16 protein-coding genes, 1 tRNA gene and 1 pseudogene are annotated in these 18,036 nt (G+C 72.3%); 5 read left to right on the top strand and 13 right to left on the bottom strand.

Annotated elements, in window-relative coordinates; translation table 11 throughout:
- Positions 1–2: 2 nt before the first annotated feature.
- From ehuD to ehuB, 3 genes are read right to left on the bottom strand one after another with little or no spacing between them, the layout of a single operon-like run.
- A complete protein-coding gene (gene ehuD / locus FBY22_RS36265) occupies positions 3–653 on the bottom strand; it encodes an ectoine/hydroxyectoine ABC transporter permease subunit EhuD (RefSeq protein WP_142152196.1) in 651 nt (216 codons plus the stop codon).
- Positions 650–1,402, bottom strand: a complete 753-nt coding sequence (gene ehuC / locus FBY22_RS36260) for an ectoine/hydroxyectoine ABC transporter permease subunit EhuC (RefSeq protein ID WP_142152195.1) — start codon at positions 1,400–1,402, stop codon at positions 650–652. Before ehuC ends, ehuD begins: the two co-directional genes overlap by 4 nt.
- Positions 1,399–2,328 (bottom strand): ectoine/hydroxyectoine ABC transporter substrate-binding protein EhuB, encoded by a 930-nt coding sequence (ehuB, locus tag FBY22_RS36255; RefSeq protein ID WP_142152194.1) that lies wholly within the window; start codon positions 2,326–2,328, stop codon positions 1,399–1,401. Before ehuB ends, ehuC begins: the two co-directional genes overlap by 4 nt.
- Positions 2,329–2,496: 168 nt before the next feature.
- Here ehuB and FBY22_RS36250 point away from each other — a divergent pair, with 168 nt between their 5' ends.
- Entirely contained in the window at positions 2,497–2,991 is a 495-nt protein-coding gene (locus FBY22_RS36250; RefSeq protein WP_142152193.1) for a DUF3830 family protein, read from the top strand.
- Here the strand turns inward: FBY22_RS36250 and FBY22_RS36245 are convergent.
- Positions 2,972–4,369, bottom strand: a complete 1,398-nt coding sequence (locus FBY22_RS36245) for an amidase (RefSeq protein WP_142152192.1) — start codon at positions 4,367–4,369, stop codon at positions 2,972–2,974. The genes FBY22_RS36250 and FBY22_RS36245 overlap by 20 nt on opposite strands.
- Before the next feature lie 22 nt (positions 4,370–4,391).
- Positions 4,392–5,339, bottom strand: a complete 948-nt coding sequence (locus FBY22_RS36240; RefSeq protein WP_142152191.1) for a D-2-hydroxyacid dehydrogenase — start codon at positions 5,337–5,339, stop codon at positions 4,392–4,394.
- Positions 5,340–5,481: 142 nt separating this feature from the next.
- Between FBY22_RS36240 and FBY22_RS36235 the strand changes: the two are divergent.
- From FBY22_RS36235 to FBY22_RS36225, 3 genes and pseudogenes are all read left to right on the top strand, one after another.
- Positions 5,482–6,286, top strand: a pseudogene (locus tag FBY22_RS36235) (decarboxylase).
- Positions 6,283–7,014, top strand: a complete 732-nt coding sequence (locus tag FBY22_RS36230; protein WP_142152190.1) for an aspartate/glutamate racemase family protein — start codon at positions 6,283–6,285, stop codon at positions 7,012–7,014. The pseudogene FBY22_RS36235 and the gene FBY22_RS36230 overlap by 4 nt, the downstream one beginning before the upstream one ends.
- An 81-nt stretch (positions 7,015–7,095) precedes the next feature.
- Entirely contained in the window at positions 7,096–8,190 is a 1,095-nt protein-coding gene (locus tag FBY22_RS36225) for an LLM class flavin-dependent oxidoreductase (protein WP_174267344.1), read from the top strand.
- Here the strand turns inward: FBY22_RS36225 and FBY22_RS36220 are convergent.
- Positions 8,163–9,968 (bottom strand): bifunctional diguanylate cyclase/phosphodiesterase, encoded by a 1,806-nt coding sequence (locus FBY22_RS36220; protein ID WP_142152188.1) that lies wholly within the window; start codon positions 9,966–9,968, stop codon positions 8,163–8,165. The genes FBY22_RS36225 and FBY22_RS36220 overlap by 28 nt on opposite strands.
- Before the next feature lie 282 nt (positions 9,969–10,250).
- Here FBY22_RS36220 and FBY22_RS36215 point away from each other — a divergent pair, with 282 nt between their 5' ends.
- A complete protein-coding gene (locus tag FBY22_RS36215; RefSeq protein ID WP_174267343.1) occupies positions 10,251–11,552 on the top strand; it encodes a M6 family metalloprotease domain-containing protein in 1,302 nt (433 codons plus the stop codon).
- Between the two features lie 142 nt (positions 11,553–11,694).
- On the opposite strand, the gene FBY22_RS36210 is transcribed toward FBY22_RS36215, so the two are convergent.
- The 7 genes from FBY22_RS36210 to FBY22_RS36180 form a co-directional block, all read right to left on the bottom strand.
- Positions 11,695–11,768, bottom strand: a tRNA-Lys gene (locus FBY22_RS36210).
- A complete protein-coding gene (locus tag FBY22_RS36205; RefSeq protein WP_142152187.1) occupies positions 11,759–12,316 on the bottom strand; it encodes a bifunctional DNA primase/polymerase in 558 nt (185 codons plus the stop codon). The genes FBY22_RS36210 and FBY22_RS36205 overlap by 10 nt, the downstream gene beginning before the upstream one ends.
- A gap of 126 nt (positions 12,317–12,442) precedes the next feature.
- On the bottom strand, positions 12,443–12,808 hold the full coding sequence (locus FBY22_RS36200) for a hypothetical protein (protein WP_142152186.1): 366 nt from the start codon (positions 12,806–12,808) through the stop codon (positions 12,443–12,445).
- Between the two features lie 177 nt (positions 12,809–12,985).
- Entirely contained in the window at positions 12,986–14,320 is a 1,335-nt protein-coding gene (locus tag FBY22_RS36195; RefSeq protein WP_142152185.1) for an AAA domain-containing protein, read from the bottom strand.
- Complete coding sequence (locus FBY22_RS36190; protein ID WP_142152184.1) at positions 14,317–15,918, bottom strand: hypothetical protein; 1,602 nt, start codon at positions 15,916–15,918, stop codon at positions 14,317–14,319. Before FBY22_RS36190 ends, FBY22_RS36195 begins: the two co-directional genes overlap by 4 nt.
- Positions 15,909–17,039: a hypothetical protein gene (locus FBY22_RS36185; RefSeq protein ID WP_142152183.1), complete on the bottom strand. Its 1,131-nt coding sequence runs from the start codon at positions 17,037–17,039 to the stop codon at positions 15,909–15,911. Before FBY22_RS36185 ends, FBY22_RS36190 begins: the two co-directional genes overlap by 10 nt.
- On the bottom strand, positions 16,990–17,943 hold the full coding sequence (locus FBY22_RS36180; protein ID WP_142152182.1) for a phosphatase PAP2 family protein: 954 nt from the start codon (positions 17,941–17,943) through the stop codon (positions 16,990–16,992). The genes FBY22_RS36185 and FBY22_RS36180 overlap by 50 nt, the downstream gene beginning before the upstream one ends.
- Positions 17,944–18,036: the final 93 nt, after the last annotated feature.

Raw genomic sequence — 18,036 nt, 5'->3', positions numbered from 1 at the left:
TGTCAGCGGACAAGACGACGCTCCAGGACTCGCAGGAGAAGGGATGCCGGGTAGGAGATGACGATGAAGGCGATGCCGACGATCGTGATGGGCTCGACCGTGTGGAAGGTCTGGGCGGAGTACTGCCGCGCCTCGCCCAGCATCTCCAGCACACCGATCACGAAGACCATCGGCGTGTCCTTGAGCATCGCGACGACGTAGTTGCCGAGCGCCGGCGCGACGCGCCTGACCGCCTGCGGCAGGATCACCGCGAACCAGGTGCGCGGGAGGGGCAGGCTCAGCGCGGTGGCCGCCTCCCACTGGCCCGCGGGCACGCCGTCGATGCCGGCGCGGTACACCTCGGCGGTGTACGTCGAGTAGTGCAGGCCCAGGCCGATCACGCCGGTGGTGAGCGCCGAGAGCGTGAGCCCCCATTCGGGCAGCACGTAGAAGAGGAAGAACAGCTGCACCAGCAGCGGGGTGTTGCGGACGAACTCGGTGACCGCCGTCACCGGCCAGCGCACGGCGGCGTGCTCCGAGCGCTGCAGCACCGCCCACACCAGGCCCAGGGTGAAGGCGAGCAGGGCGCCGAGCGCCAGTGCCTCCAGGGTCACCAGCAGACCGTGCCAGAACATCGGCATGAAGTCGCCGACGGCGTTCCAGTCCCACGTCATCGGGCACCTCCCGCGGTCGTCGCGCCGGAGGACGCGAGGTCGTCCGTGCGGCCGCCGTTCATCCGGGTCCGCAGGCCCTCGCGCCGCTGCGGGGCACGGCCGACGTTCGCCTTGGCGTGCCGCTCCACCAGCCGCATGCCGCGGGTGAGGATGAACGCCAGCACGAAGTACATGACGAGGATGACCGTGTACACGGGCGCGCTCTGGCCGGTGGCGTTGCGCACCAGCGAGGCGCCGAAGGCGATGTCGCCGACGCCCATGATCGAGACCAGCGCACTGCCCTTGAGCAGCTCGATGAGCAGGTTGTTGAACGGCGGGACCATCTCTGGCCAGGCCTGCGGAAGGATGATCTTGCGCAGCTGCTGGGCGGGCGTGAAGCTGAGCGCGATGCCCGCCTCACGCTGGGCCGGTGCCACCGCCTGGACCGCGCCGCGTACCACCTCCGAGCCGTACGCGCCGTAGCTCAGGCCCAGGGCCAGCACCGCGGCCCACATCGGCACCAGCTGCCAGCCGAAGCCGATCGGCAGCACGAAGAAGATCCAGAACATCAGGATCAGCGCGGAGGTGCCGCGGAATATCTCGAAGTAGGCGCCGGACAGGAAGCGCACGATCCACAGGCGGTGGGTGCGCGCCAGCCCGATGGCGAAGGCCACCGCGGCGGCGAGCGCGGCGCTGAAGACGGTGAGCTGGACGGTGATCCACACGCCGTTGAGGAGGAGTTTCCACAAACCCCAGCTGATTTCGCTCATGGCTTGCACTTCTCCTTGGCGGTGATGGTCGTCATCTGGTCCTTCGTGAATCCGAAGGGCCGCATGACGTCCAGCAGTTCACCGCTCCGCCTCATCTTGTGCAGTTCGCGGTTGAAGGCGTCGCGGAGATGCGTCTCCGGGCTGCGGAAGGCGAAGGCGCCGACGTCGATGACCGGCTTCCCGTCCATGTACGGGGTGACTTCCGGCGTCCCCTCGACCTTCGTGGTGCCGGTCTCCTTCACCACGTTGCGCACGGTGACCGCCGTGCCGACGAAGACGTCGACGCGGCCCTGCTCGACCGCGAGGAGACCGGCCAGCTGGTCGGGCAGGGTCGTGATGTGCTTTACCCCGGCCTCCTTGGCGTAGTCGATCTCCGCGTAGCCGACGCCGGTGGCCATCCGGGCGCCGGTCCTGGCGATGTCCTTGTAGGTGCGCAGGTTCTTCGGGTTCCCCTTGGGCACGATGAAGGCGTCGCGCATCTGGTACTCGGGGTCGGCGAAGATGACCTGGCCGCAACGTTCCGGCGTGATGTACATGCCGGCCGCGACGCAGTCGAACTGAAGGGAGTTCAGGCCGGTGATGAGCGAGCCGAACTCGGTGGCGAACGGCTCGACCCGCTCGACGCCGAGCCGCTTGAATATGCGCTCGGCGATGGCGGGTGCCGAGCCCGTCATCTTTCCGTCCTTGCCGATGTAACCGTAGGGCTGCTCGCCCGCAAGGCCGAGGCGGACCACGCCTTTCGCCCGCAGCTGCTCCAGCAGATGCCCGCCGTCGCCGGTGTCTGCTGTCGCTACTCTGCTGCACCCGCTGGTCGCGCCCGCCACGCCGAGCGCCGCTACCCCCGCGAGCAGCGAGCGGCGGCGGATGCCTTTCACCTCGTGGGTTCTCGTGCCGTTTCCTGGTTTCTTCCCCTGTGGTGGAGCCATGGGCGCGCGCCTACCCAAGTCGATTGCGCCTATGCCGGTCGTTTGCGGCCGTTCACAGCGGGCGCGGGCGCCGCCCGAGCGGGGTGCGCCGATGCTTCACACTCGCTCACGCGTGGCCTCCTCCTGCGCGGGCAACAACAGGGAAGGCAGAGGCCGACAGGAGGGCACATGGCCGACCGTCACATCGAAGTCTCCCTGGACAAGCGGGGCGTCAGCTGCACGGCGAGACTCCTCGACGAACGCGCGCCCCGCACCTGCGCCGCGGTGTGGGACGCCCTTCCGCTGGGCGGCGACGTCTACCACGCCAAGTACGCGCGCAACGAGATCTACGCCCTCTTCCCGCCGTTCGCCGACCGGGAACCGCCCCTCGAGAATCCGACCGTCACCCCCATCCCCGGCGATCTGTGCTACTTCTCCTTCGCCGGTACCGAACTGGGCACCAGGGCCTACGGCTACGACCGCGAGGTCCGCCCCGGCACCACGGTGGTCGACCTGGCCCTGTTCTACGAGCGCAACAACCTGCTGCTCAACGCCGACGTCGGCTGGGTGCCCGGCATCGTCTGGGGCCAGGTCGTCGAGGGCCTGGAGGCGATGGCCGAGGCCTGCAACGACCTGTGGCGCACGGGAGCGGCGGGGGAGACCCTCAGCTTCCGCCGCCGCTGACCCCGGCCTCGTACAGCGCGTGCGCCGCCCGCAGCACCAGGTCGTCCCGGTGCCGGGCGGCCACCAGTTGCAGGCCGATGGGCAGTCCGTCCGCGTCCGTGCCGACGGGCAGCGTGGCCGCCGGCTGCTGCGTCATGTTGAACGGGTAGGTGAACGGCGTCCACCCCGTCCAGCGCCGGTGCCCCGAGCCCTTCGGGACCTCCGCGCCCGCCTCGAACGCCGTGATCGGCAGGGTGGGGGTGACGAGGAGGTCGTAGGACTCGTGGAAGCGGCCCATGCGGCGGCCGAGTTCCATACGGACGTCCACCGCGGCGAGGTAGTCCAGCGCGGAGAACCGGGCCCCCGTCGCACAGATCTCCCTGAGCCCGGGGTCCAGCGACTCCCGCTGCCGCGCACCGAGTTGCGAGGTCACCCGGGCCGCCCCCGAGAACCACAGGGTGTGGAAGGCGTCCACCGGGTCGGCGAAGTCGGGGTCGGACTCGGTGACGTACGCGCCGAGTTCCGCCAGCCGCTCCACCCCGCGCCGTACCGCGGCGGCCACCGCGGGACGTACGGCCACCTGCCCGCCGAGCGTCGGAGAGTACGCCACGCGCAGCCCCCGCACCCCGCCCGCCAGCCCCGCCGAGAACGACCCGGGGGCCGGGCCGAGTGCCGACCAGTCGCGGGAGTCCGGCGTCCCGATCACGTCGAGCAGCAGCGCCGCGTCCGCCGCGTCCCGGGTCATCGGGCCCACGTGCGCCAGCGTGCCGAAGGCGCTCGCGGGGTAGAGCGGGACGCGGCCGTAGGTCGGCTTCAGCGCGAAGACGCCGCAGAAGGCCGCCGGGATACGGACACTGCCGCCGCCGTCCGTGCCGAGGGCCAGGGGACCCGCGCCGAGGGCCACCGCGGCCGCCGCGCCGCCACTGGAGCCGCCGGCCGTACGGGACGGATCGTGCGGGTTGCGGGTGACCCCCGACAGCGGTGAGTCCGTCACGCCCTTCCAGCCGAACTCCGGGGTCGTCGTCTTGCCGACGAACACCGCGCCGTGCTCGCGCAGCCGGGCGACGGAAGGCGCGTTTTCCTCCCAACGGCCCTTCTCGGAGATGGTTCTAGACCCTCGCAGGGTGGGGGCGCCGCGCAGCAGGATGATGTCCTTCACGGTCGTCGGGACCCCGTCGACCAGGCCCCTCGGCTCGCCGCGCCGCCAGCGTTCCGTCGACTCCCGGGCCTGCGCGAGGGCCTGCTCGGGCAACAGCCGTACGAACGCGTTCACTTCCGGCTGGATGCGCTCGGCCCTTTCCAGCACGGCCCGGCTGGCCTCCTCCGGACTGAACTCGCCCTTGCGATAGCCCTCCACGAGTCGTGCGGCGGTCAGTTCCGTGAGGTCGGGGTCCGTCATCTGCCCTCCATCGCCTGGCCGTTCAGCGTCCCGGTACGTACCCGCGTTTCTTGTCGACCACGTTCAGCAGCGGTCTGCCCGCCTCCCAGCGCTCCCACAACTCGACGAACTGAGTACCGAGCTGATCGCGCCAGCCGACGGTGTCGCCGCTCATGTGCGGGGACACGATCAGACCCGGGACCTCCCACAACGGACTGTCGGGCGGGAGGGGTTCGTGGTCGAAGACGTCCAGTGCGGCGCCCGCGATCCACCGCTTGGCCAGCGCCTCCGTCAGGGCGTCCTCGACCACCAGACCGCCCCGACCGATGTTGATGAAGCGGGCCGAGGGTTGCATCACCCCGAACCGGCGCTTGTCGAACATGCCGTACGTCTGCTCGGTGAGCGGTGCCGCCGCGATCACCCAGTCGGCGCGGGCGATCAGCCGGTCGAGGTCCTCGGGGCCGTGGATACCGGTGTGCGGGGTGCGCCCGACGATCGCCGTCGTCACGTCGAGCGCCTTCAGCAGCCGGGCGATCGTACGGCCGATGGGCCCCGAACCGACCACCACCGCGCGCGTGCCCGCCACCCGTTGGCTCTCCCGGTGCCGCCAGGTGCGCTCCCGCTGCAACTCCCACGTCCCCGGCAACTCCTTCGCCATGGACAGGACGAGGGCGAGGACGTACTCGGCGATCGGCTGGTCGAAGACACCGCGCGCGTTGGTCACCACCGTGTCGGACGCGGCCAGTTCCGGACACATCAGATGGTCCACACCCGCGCTCGCCGTGTGCACCCAGCGCGGCCGCGGGCCCTCACCCGGCCAGGCGTCCCGCACCGCCCGCGAGGTGAAGTCCCAGACCAGCAGCACGTCCGCGTGCGGCAGCCGCTCGGCGAGCGTGGAGCCGTCGGCGTGCTCGACACGGGCCCGGCCGGTGAGCCTGCCGAGGCGGGGGAGGGGGTCGGCGTCCAGGACCAGAAGGGTGGGGACAGTCATGCAGGAAGGCTCGATTCCGGTGGGTGGCGGCCGTCTGACATGCGAGGTTTGACCACGCTCGCACCCGAACCTACCTTCGTCAACACGAGCGTGCGCACGGTCCGTTGCCCACCCCTTTCGCACAGTGAGGGCGGTGCCCGTCATGGATGTCTCCTTCCTCGGCGGACCGCGGCCGCAACGCGGCGTCGGAGTCGTGGCACCCTTCGACTTCGCGCTCGACCGCGAGCTGTGGCGCTGGGTCCCCGACGACGTCTCGCTGCATCTGACGCGGACGCCGTACGTGCCGGTCGAGGTGAGTCTCGACCTGGCCCGGCTGGTCAGCGAGCACGAGACGCTGGACGACGCGGTGCGCACGCTCACCGCGATCTCCCCCGAGGTCGTCGCCTACGCCTGTACCTCGGGCAGTTTCGTCGGCGGGATCGCCGGCGAGCGGGCGATGTGCGTGGCGATGACCCGCGCGGGCGCGGTGCCCTCGGTCACCACCTCGGGCGCGCTCCTCGAGGCGCTGGCGGCGCTCGGAGCGCACCGGGTGGCGCTGGTGACCCCGTACACCGTGTCGGTCACCCGCGCGCTGGAGGAGTACGTGGCCGAGGCCGGCGTCACCGTCGCCGGATGCGCGTTCATGGGCCTGACCAGGCACATCTGGACGGTGCCGTACCGCGAGGTGGTGGCCATGGCCCGCAGGGCCGTGCGCGGCGGCGGGCGGCGCGGACGCGCTGTTCATCAGCTGCACCAACCTGCCGACCTACGACGTCATCCCCCAACTGGAGGCCGAACTGCGCATGCCGGTGATCTCGGCCAACCAGGTCACGATGTGGGCGGCGCTCGCCCGAATGGGTACTCGGGCCACGGGGCCTTATCAGGCGCTGATCGATCCGGCGGCGCGGTCGGGTCCCGTACTGCCGGAACTTCCGGACGGTGAACAACAGCAGGAAGGCATGGCATGACCGCACTCGGATTCCTCTACCCCGGCCACTCCGCCGAGGACGACTACCCGCGCCTCGAGCAGCTGCTCGGCAGCGACATCCGCCTCGACGTCATCCACACCGAGATCGGCGAGGACGCGCACCGCGTCGACGCCCTGCGGCGGATGGGCTCGGCCGAGCGGCTCGCGGCGGGTGTCGAGGAACTGCGCATGGCGGGCGCCGAGTCCGTGGTCTGGGCGTGCACCAGCGGCAGCTTCGTCTACGGCTGGGAGGGCGCCCACGAGCAGGTGCGCGGCCTCGCCGTCGCGGCCGGGATGCCGGCCTCCTCGACGTCCTTCGCCTTCGTCAACGCGCTGCGGGAGATCAAGGCCCACCGGGTGGCGGTCGGCGCGACCTACCCCGAGGACGTGGCCGGCCTCTTCGCGGACTTCCTGCGGGCGGGCGGCTTCGAGGTGACGCACGTCCACGGCGCCGGCATCGTCACCGCGGCCGAGGTCGGCACCTGGGGCGAGGCGGAGGTCCTGGCGCTGGCCCGGGAGGCCGACCGCCCCGACGCCGACGTCCTCCTCCTGCCCGACACGGCCCTGCACACCGCGGCCCACGTCCAGACCCTGGAGAAGGAACTGGGCAAGCCGGTCCTCACCGCCAACCAGGTCACGGTCTGGGAGGGCCTGCGGCTGGCCGACCGGCGGGTGAACGCGCCGCGGCTGGGCGCGCTGTTCACGAGGGAGCCGATCGTGCAGGCGTGAGCGGCCCCCGGGAATAAACGGAGAGTGCCTCCTGTTACGGCTGCGCGCACCCCGCGTCGTACCGAACAGGAGGCATCCACCGTGGTGGCAGACGAGATCCGAGGCGTGGTGCAGGGCACCGCCCCCGTTCCCCTCTCCGTGCTGGACCTGGTGACCGTGGGAGCGGGCAGTACCGCCACCGACGCCCTGCGCACCAGTGTCGACCTGGCCCGCTTCACGGAGTCCCGCGGCTTCCACCGCTACTGGGTCGCCGAGCACCACTCCATGCCGGGCGTCGCCTCCTCCTCCCCGGCCGTGATCCTCGCCCACCTCGCCGCCCACACGGACCGCATCCGCCTCGGCTCCGGCGGCGTCATGCTGCCCAACCACGCGCCCCTCGTCATCGCCGAGCAGTTCGGCACGCTGGAGGCCCTGGCCCCGGGCCGCGTCGACCTCGGCCTCGGCCGCGCCCCGGGCACCGACGGTGCCACCGCCGCCGCCCTGCGCCGCACCGACACCCTGAACGAGGGCGCCGACGACTTCCCCCAGCAGCTGATGGAGCTCACCCGCTTCCTGGACGACGACTTCCCCGACGGCCACCCCTATCGCCGCATCCGCGCGATCCCCGGCCCGATCCAGGGGAGCAGCCCCGGCGGCGTCCAGTCCCCGCACCGGCCCCCGGTCTGGCTGCTCGGCTCCTCCGGCTTCAGCGCCCGCCTCGCCGCCGCCCTCGGCCTGCCCTTCGCCTTCGCGCACCACTTCTCGGCGCAGAACACCGTCCCGGCGCTGGAGCTGTACCGCGAGTCCTTCCGTCCCTCCGAGGTCCTCGACGAGCCCTACGCCCTCATCGGGGTCTCCGCCCTCGCCACCGACGACGAGCGCGAGGCGCGGCGGCAGACCCGGGCCATGGCGCTCAACATGATCCGCCTGCGCACCGGGCGCCCCGGTCTCTTCCCCGACCCCGACGAGGCCGAGAAGCACGAATTCAGCCCGTACGAGGAGGAGTTCGCGCAGTCCTGGACCGCCAACATCGTGCACGGCTCGGCGGAGGAGGTGCGCGCCGGCCTGGACGCCCTGCACAAGCGCACCGGCGCCGACGAGTTGATGCTCACCTCGCACGCCCACACCGGCAAGCTGCGCCTGCGCTCCTACGAACTGATCGCGGACGCCTACGGGTTGCCGACCGCGTACGCCTGATCCCCCATCAACTCCGCGATGCGGCCCGGCGAGACCGGCCGCGAGTACAGCCAGCCCTGGCCGGTGTCGCAGCCGATGCGGCGCAGCCGGGTCGCCTGGGCCGAGGTCTCCACGCACTCCGCGGTGACCGTCAGGCCCAGCCGGTGGGCGAGTTGGATCATCGCCTCCACCACCACCTCGTCGGCCGGGTTGGGCGGCACGGCCCCGTCCTTGTCGCTCTCGTACTGGAAGCCCCGTACGAAGGACCCGTCCAGCTTCAGGACCGACACCGGCAGCCGGCTGAGGTAGGCGAGGTTGGAGTAACCGGTGCCGAAGTCGTCGATGGCGATGTGGACGCCCATGTCGCTGAGGGCCTGCAGCGCCTGCAGCGGACGGCCGGCCGAGCCCATCACGGCCGACTCCGTCAGCTCCAGCTGCAGCAGGTCGGGCGCCAGGCCCGTCTCCGCGAGCGTCTGCGCCACGTCGGCCACCAGGTCGGAGTCCCACACCTGGCGCACGGCCACGTTGACGCTGACGAACAGCGGCGGCCGGTCCGGATGGTCCAGCTGCCAGCGGCGCGCCTGACGGCAGGCCGTGCGCAGCGCCCAGCGGCCCAGCGGCACGATCGAGCCGTCCTCCTCGGCCAGTCCGATGAACCGATTCGGCGTCAGGACACCGAACTGCGGGTGGTTCCAGCGGACCAGGGCCTCCACACCGCGCAGCCGGCCGTCCTCCATCCCCACCAGCGGCTGGTACTCCAGGACGAACTCACCGCGCTCGATGGCGGGCCGGAGGGTGGAGGCGAGGGCCTGGCGGGTCATGCGGTGGGCGTTGCGCTCCGGGTCGAAGAGCGTCCAGCGGGCCTTTCCGTCGGCCTTGGCCCAGTACAGGGTGGTGTCGGCGGCCTGCATCAGGGCGGTCGGTGTGGTGCCGGACGCGTGCCGTTCGACGACGCCGATGGACGCCGAGACCGACAGCCGGCGGTCCGCCAGGTCGAAGGGCGCCTGGACGGCCCTGAGCACCGACTCGGCGAGCTCGGCCAGTTGGTCGGTGCCCGTCGAGTCCTCGACGAGCAGGGCGAACTCGTCGCCGCCCAGTCTCGCCACCAGCGGCGCGCTGGCTCTGGCGTAACCCGCCTCGTCGGCGCAGCGCGTGAGCCGCTCGGCCACGGCGGCCAGCAGCCGGTCGCCCACGCGGTGGCCGAGGGTGTCGTTGATCGCCTTGAAGCCGTCGAGGTCCAGGTAGCACAGGCCGATCCGCCCGGTCCCGCCGTCCTCGTACGCCTCCGCCTCCAGCGCGGCCGTCAGGCGCTCGAAGAACAGGGTGCGGTTGGGCAGCCGGGTCACCGGGTCGTACATCTGCAAGTGCCGCAGACGGCCCTGGAGTTCACGCTGGGCACTGATGTCCGTGACGGACATCAGTAGGCCGTCGGCCGGGGCGGGCAGCGGGTGCACGGCGACCTGGGCCCAGACCGACTGCCCGTCGGGGTGCTTGAGCCGGCGGGTGCAGCGCAGCCGGGCCTCCCGCCCGCGCAGCACCTCGCGGTAGGCGTGCCAGGTCCGGGCGTCGGAGGCCAGATCCACCAGGTCGGCCGCGATCCGGCCCACCAGGGACCCGGGCGGACTGCCGAGCAGGGCGCCGAAGCCGTCGTTGGCGCTGACGACCAGACCCTCGCGGTCGACCACCGCCATGGCGAGGGGGGCGTCCGCGAAGACGGACCGGTAGATGGTGTCACTCTCTGTTGCGGCGCCCCGGTCGAGGTCTGCCGTGGGCGCCGGCCCTTCGGACGTTCCGCTCACCGCTAGCTCCCGCAGTGCACTCGATCCCTGTCCGTGCCGGAAAGTGTGCCGATCATAGAGGCAGACCCGGGGGCCTTCCACCCGATGTCCAGTGTCCCGGATCCGACGCCACTTCTGACAGATCGTTTCTGCCCGCAACTGGACGGGTTCTTCGGCCCTCGACCAGTTGTGACGTTCCGTGAGCGATTCGGGGGTGTCGGATCTGAGGGAGCGTCGGCTCACTCACTCATCTGGGGCAGACAAACAGGGCGTAGTACGACAAATTCACACAGGCTGGGTGCGGTGTCCCGTGAACCGCTCCCGGAGGTGCTTGTGCTGCGTCAGTTTCCCCGCACGCGCTTCAGGGGTCCCCGACTGCGCAGCACCGCCGCGGTGTGCACCACGCTGTCCGCGCTCGCCGCCACCTCGCTGATCACCGGGCCCTCGGTCGCCGAACCCTTCTCGGCGGGACCGTGCGCCCTGCAGCGCACCGGGGCCCACCACTCGGAGGGGGTGGACACCTGGAACGCGGCCTATCCGCGCCCCACCCGCCGGCTGGACGCGGTGCTGGTCTTCCTCTCCTTCCCGGACTCGGTCCCGCGCACCACGCCCGCCGAGCTGACCGCCGACCACTTCCCAGCTACCAGCCGCTTCTACGAGCGCGCCTCCTACGGCCGGTTCACCCTGCGCGCCCATCCCCTCAAGCGGTGGATCCGGATGCCGAAGCCGTCGACGGCGTACGCCATACAGCGCGACTGGTCTGCCGCGGACCGGGCCGCCTACATGCGCGACGCGCTCACCGCCGCCGATCCCCGGGTGAACTTCTCCCGCTACGACATCGTGTACTTCGTCGCCGACCCGGACGCCCCCGGCGTGGACTCGGACGCGACGAAGGTCGTCAACCTCGACACCCCGCTGCGGGCCGACGGCCGGGACATCCGGCGGGTCGTCACGGTGTTCGAGAAGCATCCGCCGGACCGGCTGGTTCTCGCCCATGAGACCGGCCACGTCTTCGACCTGCCCGACCTCTACCACCGGCCGGCCGACGGCAAGGGCGACTGGGACACCTACGTCGGCGACTGGGACCTGATGGGCAGCCAGTTCGCACTGGCCCCGGACTTCCTCGGCTGGCACAAGTGGAAGCTGGGCTGGCTGCGGCCGCGGCAGGTGGTGTGCGTACGGCGGACCACCCGGCTGACCCTGGAGCCGCTGAGCGCCGGGCCGAAGACGCCGGTGACGGGCACGGCGGGGGCGCCCGCCTTCGGGCTCGGCGACGGCACCAAGCTGGCGCTGGTGCGGACCGGCCCCGACAGCGTGCTCGCCTTCGAGGCGCGCGGCCCGGTCGGCAATGACGTCGGTGCCTGCCGCTCCGGCGTCCTCGTCTATCGCGTCAACGGCGACACCGCCTCCGGCGACGGCCCCGTCCAGGTGATCGACGCCCACCCGCACACCGAGGCCTGCTGGGAGAACTCCGTCTACCCACCCCTCGCCGACGCCCCGGTCGCCCTCGGCGAGAGCTTCACCGTGCCGGGCGCGGGAGTGCGGGTGGAGGCGGAGGACCGCACGGCTTCGGGGGCGTGGACGGTGAAGATCACGACCCGGTGAGACTTCGGCCGACGGCTGCCCGGGCCGACGGGGAAGGGGGTGTGGGTGGCGAAGCCCCCACGGCGCGCGGCGCAGCCGCGCGGAAACGACGATGGCGAGGCCGGTTCGCGTTCTCCGCGAACATGCCTCGCCATCGACAACGTGCGCCGCCAGGGACTCGAACCCCGGACCCGCTGATTAAGAGTCAGCTGCTCTAACCAACTGAGCTAGCGGCGCCTGCTGACGTCGTAGACCTTAGCATCCTGATCGGCGGACGACGAAATCGATATCCGCACGGCGGCGCGGGCCGCCCGTACGGCCGCCCACAGCACGATCTCCGGGCCCGGCAGCCATGGGCGGCGGGTGTCCGGCGCGACCAGCCAGCGGGAATCGCCCGAGGTCGCGGGGTCGGCGGCGAGCAGGGCCGGGGCGGTCACCGCGTCGCCGTTGCCGTGGCACAGCAGGGGCGGGATCGCGCCCGTACGGCCGAACTCCTCCCACCGCAGCAGCGAGGGCAGTCGCTGGGCCGTGCCGGGCGCGGCGAACAGCAGCATCCGGCCGCGGAAGGTGGCCACGGGTCCCGATCCCGGCCCCTCGTCCCACAGCCGGTCCACCATGCGGCGCCCGAAGACCGCGGGCGCGCTGACGACGTCGAAGGCGGAGCCGCAGGGCAGTACGACCGGCGCCTCGGGGCGCTCCTGCCAGAGGGCGAGCGTGCTACGCGGATACGTTCCTGCCGAGGCGAGCCACGCTGCTCCGTCCGGGGTGGTGAGGTTGCTGGTCATGGCAACTACATCTACCGGCGGTGAACGTCTCGTTCCCGAGGGTTGCCGAAAATCGGGACATCGGGAGGTGAGCCGGGGTATCTTGCCCGCCTGGCATATGCCAAACCGAAGTGCGCCGTGTTCAGATCAGACCGGGTCCGCCGACCCGCGACCCTCGGCGCCACGCATCAGGTCGCGCCCGAACTCGACCATCTTCTTGGCGTAGTCCTCGGTCCACTCGGCCCGCTCCGCGATGTCCGCCGTCGTCAGCCGGTCGAACCGCCGCGGATCCGCGAGCTGCGCGGCCGCCAGCGCCTGGAACTCCACCGCCCGGTCCGCCGCCGCGCGGAACGCGTGCGTCAGCTCGGTCGCGCGGGTCAGCAGCGCCTTCGGGTCGTCGATCGACTCCAGGTCGAAGAAGTGCTCCGGATCCGTGGCCGCCTCCGCGGGCTCGAAGAGCAGGGGCGCGGGGCGCAGCCGCGGTTCGTTCCGACGCGGCGTCTGCTCCGCCATGTCTTCTCCTCCTCGTAGGTCACGCTCGTCCGTCACGGCCGACCTCCGGCCGTGCGTGGGCCACCGTCCATTGTCCCGCGGGTATGCAAGAGGGCAGTTGCCTGTGGCTCCGGCGATATCAATCCGCCCGGCCCACCCGATGTTCCCCGGCCGACCGCCCCGGCGTCGGCGGGGCGGTCACGGTGACCAGCTCACCCGGTGTTCCCGCAGCCGCGCCAGCACCGCGTGGTTGGCCTCCCAGCCGTCCGGGAACTTCACCAGCGTTCCGAGCTGGACCGGTTCCGTGGAGGGGTAGGCGTCCAGCAGCTCGCTCACTCCTGCCCGGCAGACCACGATGCACGCGTGCCGGTGGCGGGAGGCCAGCACGCACAGGCGGCCCGTCTCCAGGTGGAACGCGGTGGCGTCGGGGCGGCCGGACAGGGGGTGCAGGACGACCGTGACGTCGTACTCGCGGCCCTGCAGACGGTTCGCCGTGTCGACGGTGACGTCCGCGACGCCCAGTTCCGCCAGCGCCGCCCGGACCGCCGCCGCCTGGTCGCGGTGGGCCGTGCCGACGGCGACGCGGTCGGCCGTGAGGGGCGCCGGCTCCGGCGAGCGCTCCGAGGTGGCCGCGCCGCCCCGGTCCAGCAGGCGCCGTACGACGGTCGCCACCGCCCGCACCGCCTCCGGATCGGTGCGCGGGGTGTGCCGGGCCGGGAGCTCCAGCAGGCCCCACCCCGACAGCGCCGCCTCGTCGATCACCCGGTCGGGGCCGGAACCGTCCGAGGGTACGGCGAAGGCCAGAGCCCGGTCCTCGTGGCCGGTGCCGCTGCGGAAGGGCGTGTACGGGTAGAAGGCGTCGGAGACCAGCGGCGCGGCCGACGCGGGCAGCCGCCAGGAGACCGGCAGACGGTGCTGCGGCAGCTCCGGGTTGTGCGCCAGCAGGGTGGTGACCGCCGAGGCCGAGGGGTCGTACGACAGACCCGCCCACTGCTCGCCGCCCACGATGGAGAACGGGTCCAGCTGTCCCGGGTCGCCGACGAACAGCGCCCGCTCGAACAGCCCGGCCACGGCCAGCAGCGAGTCCGAGCGCATCTGGTACGCCTCGTCGACGATGGCGTGCCCCCACGGCTCGTCGGTCTTCACGTGCGCCCATTTGGCGGCCGTGGAGATGACCACCGGAAGACCGCCCAGATCGCCCGCCTTCGCCGACGTGCGGACGTTCGGCAGATCGTCGAGCGCCTTGTCGTAGGCGTCGGCGTCACTGCTGTGCAGCCGTCCCACCGGCAGCTCGGGGCTCTTCTCCGCGAGACGCAGGACCAGGTCGTCGACCTGCGCGTTCGTCTGGGCGACGATCATCAACGGGCGCCCCGCGTCAGCCAGTTCGAGCGCCGCGCGCACCACCAGCGTGGACTTGCCGGCGCCGGGCGGCGAGTCCACCACCACGCCCCGGGCGGTGCCGTGCAGGGTGTCGCGCAGGATCGCGTCGGTGGCCTCGGCGGCCGCGGCACCGGGGTCGAAGACGGTGGTCACAGGACGTCCTCCGCGGTCATCGGGTCGGCCGCCTCCGTGGCGGTCTCACCGGGCGGCCCGCCGTGCGTCCACGGCGTCTGCTCCGGGTCGGGCAGCTTCGGGCCGCCGCGCTGCTCGTGCTCGAACAGGGTGAAGCAGAGCCGGTCGCCCTTGTCCGGCACGGAACCGGCCTCCGGCTCCTTGCCCCGGCCCATCCTGTCGAGGACCCGCAGCACGACCAGGGCGCCCCCGCCGGGGGAGTCCTCCAGCCCCACGAACTCCGCCGTCTGCGGCTTGCCGCCCAGCGAGCGGTAGACCTTGGCGCGCTCGCCCAGATGCGGCCGGTCGTCCGTGCGGACCGTCACCAGCGGGCGAGGGCTCGGCCGCTTGCTCTCGCTGTACGCCATCACGACCTCGGTGACCTCGCCCGCGAACGCCTCCCCGGACAGCCGTCGCCCGGCCATCACCAGCGGGTCGTCGAGGGCCTCCTGGGCCTCCAGCCTGGCCTGCTCGCGCTCGCGCGAGGCCAGCTTGTTCGCGGCCGTCACCGCGTCGTCGCGGCGCGGCTGCGGGGGCTCGCCCGCGGCGATCCGGTCGCGGTGCGCGGTGAACGACCAGCGGTCGCGCGTCCACCGCTCCTCGACGTGCGCGCCGACGGGCAGCGCCCGCAGCAGGTCCAGGCCCTGCCAGATCTTTTCCCAGGTGGGCAGTGTGCGGCTGAGCACCAGCTCGCGGATGCCGCGCTCGGCGGCCGTCAACTCACCGAGCCGGTCGTCCGCCTCCGGGCCGTCCTCGGCGGCGGCGAGGGCGGTGCGCGCGCGGTCGTAGCGCTCGATGGCCGGGGCGAGCAGTTTGTTGTCGAACGCCGGGTCGGTGGCCGGTCCCGCGGGCGGGCACAGCAGCTGGCCCTTGGCGTCCCGGGCGAGCTCGGCGTTCAGCGCCGCCCGGGCGCCGGTCGTGCCGTCCGGCGGGTCGATCCAGGCCAGCAGGGCGCCCAGGTGCTGGTCCTCCAGGGTGGACTGGCCGGTCGCCCAGTGCCGGGACAGGACGTCGGTCATGGCGAGCAGGAGGGAGGAGCCGGGCACCCGGGCCCGCTCCCCGAAGTGGGTCAGCCAGCGGCCGAGCAGCGGCACGCGCGGGGGCGCGGGATACGGCGTCTCCGGGTCCTGCTCCGCCGTACGCCTGAAGCGCATGGAGCGGCCCAGGAGCCGCAGGAAGTCGATGCCCGGGCGGCTGGGGACGATCAACTGGGGTGCGTCGGCGCACAGTTCGACCTCGACCTTGACCCGCTTGCCGGTCTCCGGGTCGGTCTCGTTGCGCTCGGCGGCCTCCACCTGGTCGGCATACGCGTCGATGTACGGCAGGACCACATCGGCCAGTTCGGCCAGGAACGCGAACCTCAGGTCGCGGTCGCGCGGCTGCGGTACGACGAGCAGGCGCGGCGCGTCCCGGTCGGTGCCGACCAGCGCGCCGAGCGGGGCGCCGGCCTCACCGGCGGTGGTGAGCGGCACCAGCACCAGGGGCCGCTCTGCGAGGTGCCGGTGCCGCACGGTGGCGGCGACCTGGGCGCGGCCGGTGCTGACGGCCTCCAGACGGGCGAGGGTGGAGATCAGCGACATGGGGCGGCCTCCTGCTCCAGGGCCTCGGCCCGCAGCCGGGCGGCTCTGCGCAGCGCCGCCACCGCGGGATCCTCGGGGTCGCCGCTCTCGCCGCGGGCCGCCGACAGCACGTCCTCGACCGTGGTCAGGCCGCCCAGCTCGGCGCGGACCGAGCGGCCCAGGGCGGTCACCGCGCCGGCCTCGCGGGACCGGGTGCGGCAGTGGAAGGCCAGTTCGCAGGCGGACAGGCACTCGGGGGCGTAGGTGGCCGGGACCGACTCGACGGCCGACGTCAGCTCGGCGGCGGGCAGTTCGGGGGAGAAGCAGGTGCCCTCGGGGAGGGCGTCGGCGATGTCCTGGACGCGGGTGAGGCGGGCCAGCTGGCGGCCGGTGACGGCACGCTGCTTGCGGACGTCGACGGCCGAGGCGGTGGGCAGGTTGGAGAAGTCCTTGGGGCAGACGAGGAGAATCCGGTGCCGTACGACCGGAGCGGGGTCGAGCCTTGCGGCGACCTCCTCCAGCGCCAGCACGTACACCGCCGCCTGCCGGGCCGCGGCGCCCACCTTCGCCGGGTCCGCCGAACCGTCCAGCATCGGGAACGACTTGATCTCCACGACCGTCCAGCTGCCGTCGGGGTGGACCACCACGGCGTCCGGCTCCAGGAAGGCGGGTGAGCCGGCCACGTCCAGGGCGAGCATCGGATGGTCGAGCAGCGTCCAGGTGCCGGCCGCGGCGGTCGCCTCGCGCAGGGCGAGCGCGGTGCGCGCCGCCCGGCCCTCGGGGCCGGCCGCGGACAGGTCGGGCACACTCGCGTCGGCGGGCGGCTCGGCGCCGCGGTCCAGCTTCTCCTGCACCAGTCGCAGCAACTCCGCGCCGCCGTCCGCCTTGACCTTCGCCTCGAAGGCGTTGCCCCGGGTGAGGGCGAACTGCGACTGCCCGAAGACCGACGGCGAGCCCAGCGCGCTCGCCAGCGCCGCCTTGTTCACCCCGGCGCCGTCCAGGATGGCGCGGCGGCTGCAGCCGGGGTTGGCGGCGAGGGCGGCCAGGGCGCGTGCGTCCAGCGCCTTGGCCGGGACGGCGGGGCCGCGCAGCTCAGCGAGCCGCTGCCGCAGCGCCTTCCCCTGCGTCCGTGGGGGAGGCACCCGGCTCGCCTCTCGATCCGGACCCGGCGAGGGACTCGTGCTGCCGTGGATATCGCTCACCCGCGGAAGTCTGGCATCCGCCACTGACAATTGAGGAACCTGAGGTACCGGAGTGCTGCGAGCCGAAGAAGAGCAGCCCCCACAGCCGGTCCGCGACCCCCATGACGTACGGCGTCAGGAACAGTCCGACGCCCATCACGGCCGCGCCCGCCACCGCGTCCAGGAAGTAGTGGTTTGCGGTGCCCATGACCACGATCGTGGTCAGCAGCGGATAGGCCACGGCGGCGGCCCTCGTCGTACGCGTCCTGCCGTACCGCCACAGCATGACCCCGCACCACAGGGCCCAGCCGACGTGCAGGCTCGGCATGGCCGCGTACTGGTTCGTCATGCCCCCGAGACCCTTCGGGGCGCTGGCCGCGCCTCCCCACCAGCCGTACGAGCTGTACTGGGCCATCGTGTCCACGAAGCCGTGGCCGGCCGACAGCAGGCGGGGCGGGCAGGTCGGCAGCAGGGTGAAGCCGATCAGGCCCATGAAGGTGGACGTCATCAGCCAGATGCGGGCCGCTCGGTAGTGCACGGCCCGCGACCGGAACAGCCAGATCAGGATCGCCGGCGTGACCACGTAGTGCAGCGAGGCGTACCAGAAGTCGGCCGGGACGCCGAGCCACGCCTCGCGCGTGAACAGCCTGTTGAGCGGGTGCTCGGCGTTGAGGTGCAGAAACTTCTCGATGCGCAGGATCGCCAGGCCGTGGTCGACGGCCCCGGCCGTGTCACCGCGCACGACGAGCCGGCCGGCCGAGTAGCAGGCGTACACCAGGAGGATCAGGGGCAGCTCGGTCCACCAGCGCAGGCGAGTACGCGGGGCTGCTGCCTCGATGCCCGGTGTCGTCTCGGTCTTCGGCATCCGATCGCCTCCCCCTTCATTCTCGCGCGGCACCTGGTGATCGGGTCGTGCCACTTTACGGTGTACGCGCGCCACCCCGTGGGGCGCCCCCGG

The sequence above is a fragment of the Streptomyces sp. SLBN-31 genome (assembly GCF_006715395.1).
Taxonomy (GTDB): Bacteria; Actinomycetota; Actinomycetes; order Streptomycetales; family Streptomycetaceae; genus Streptomyces.
The sequence above is the reverse complement of the archived record's forward strand: the minus strand, read 5'-3'. Positions and strand labels throughout refer to the sequence as shown.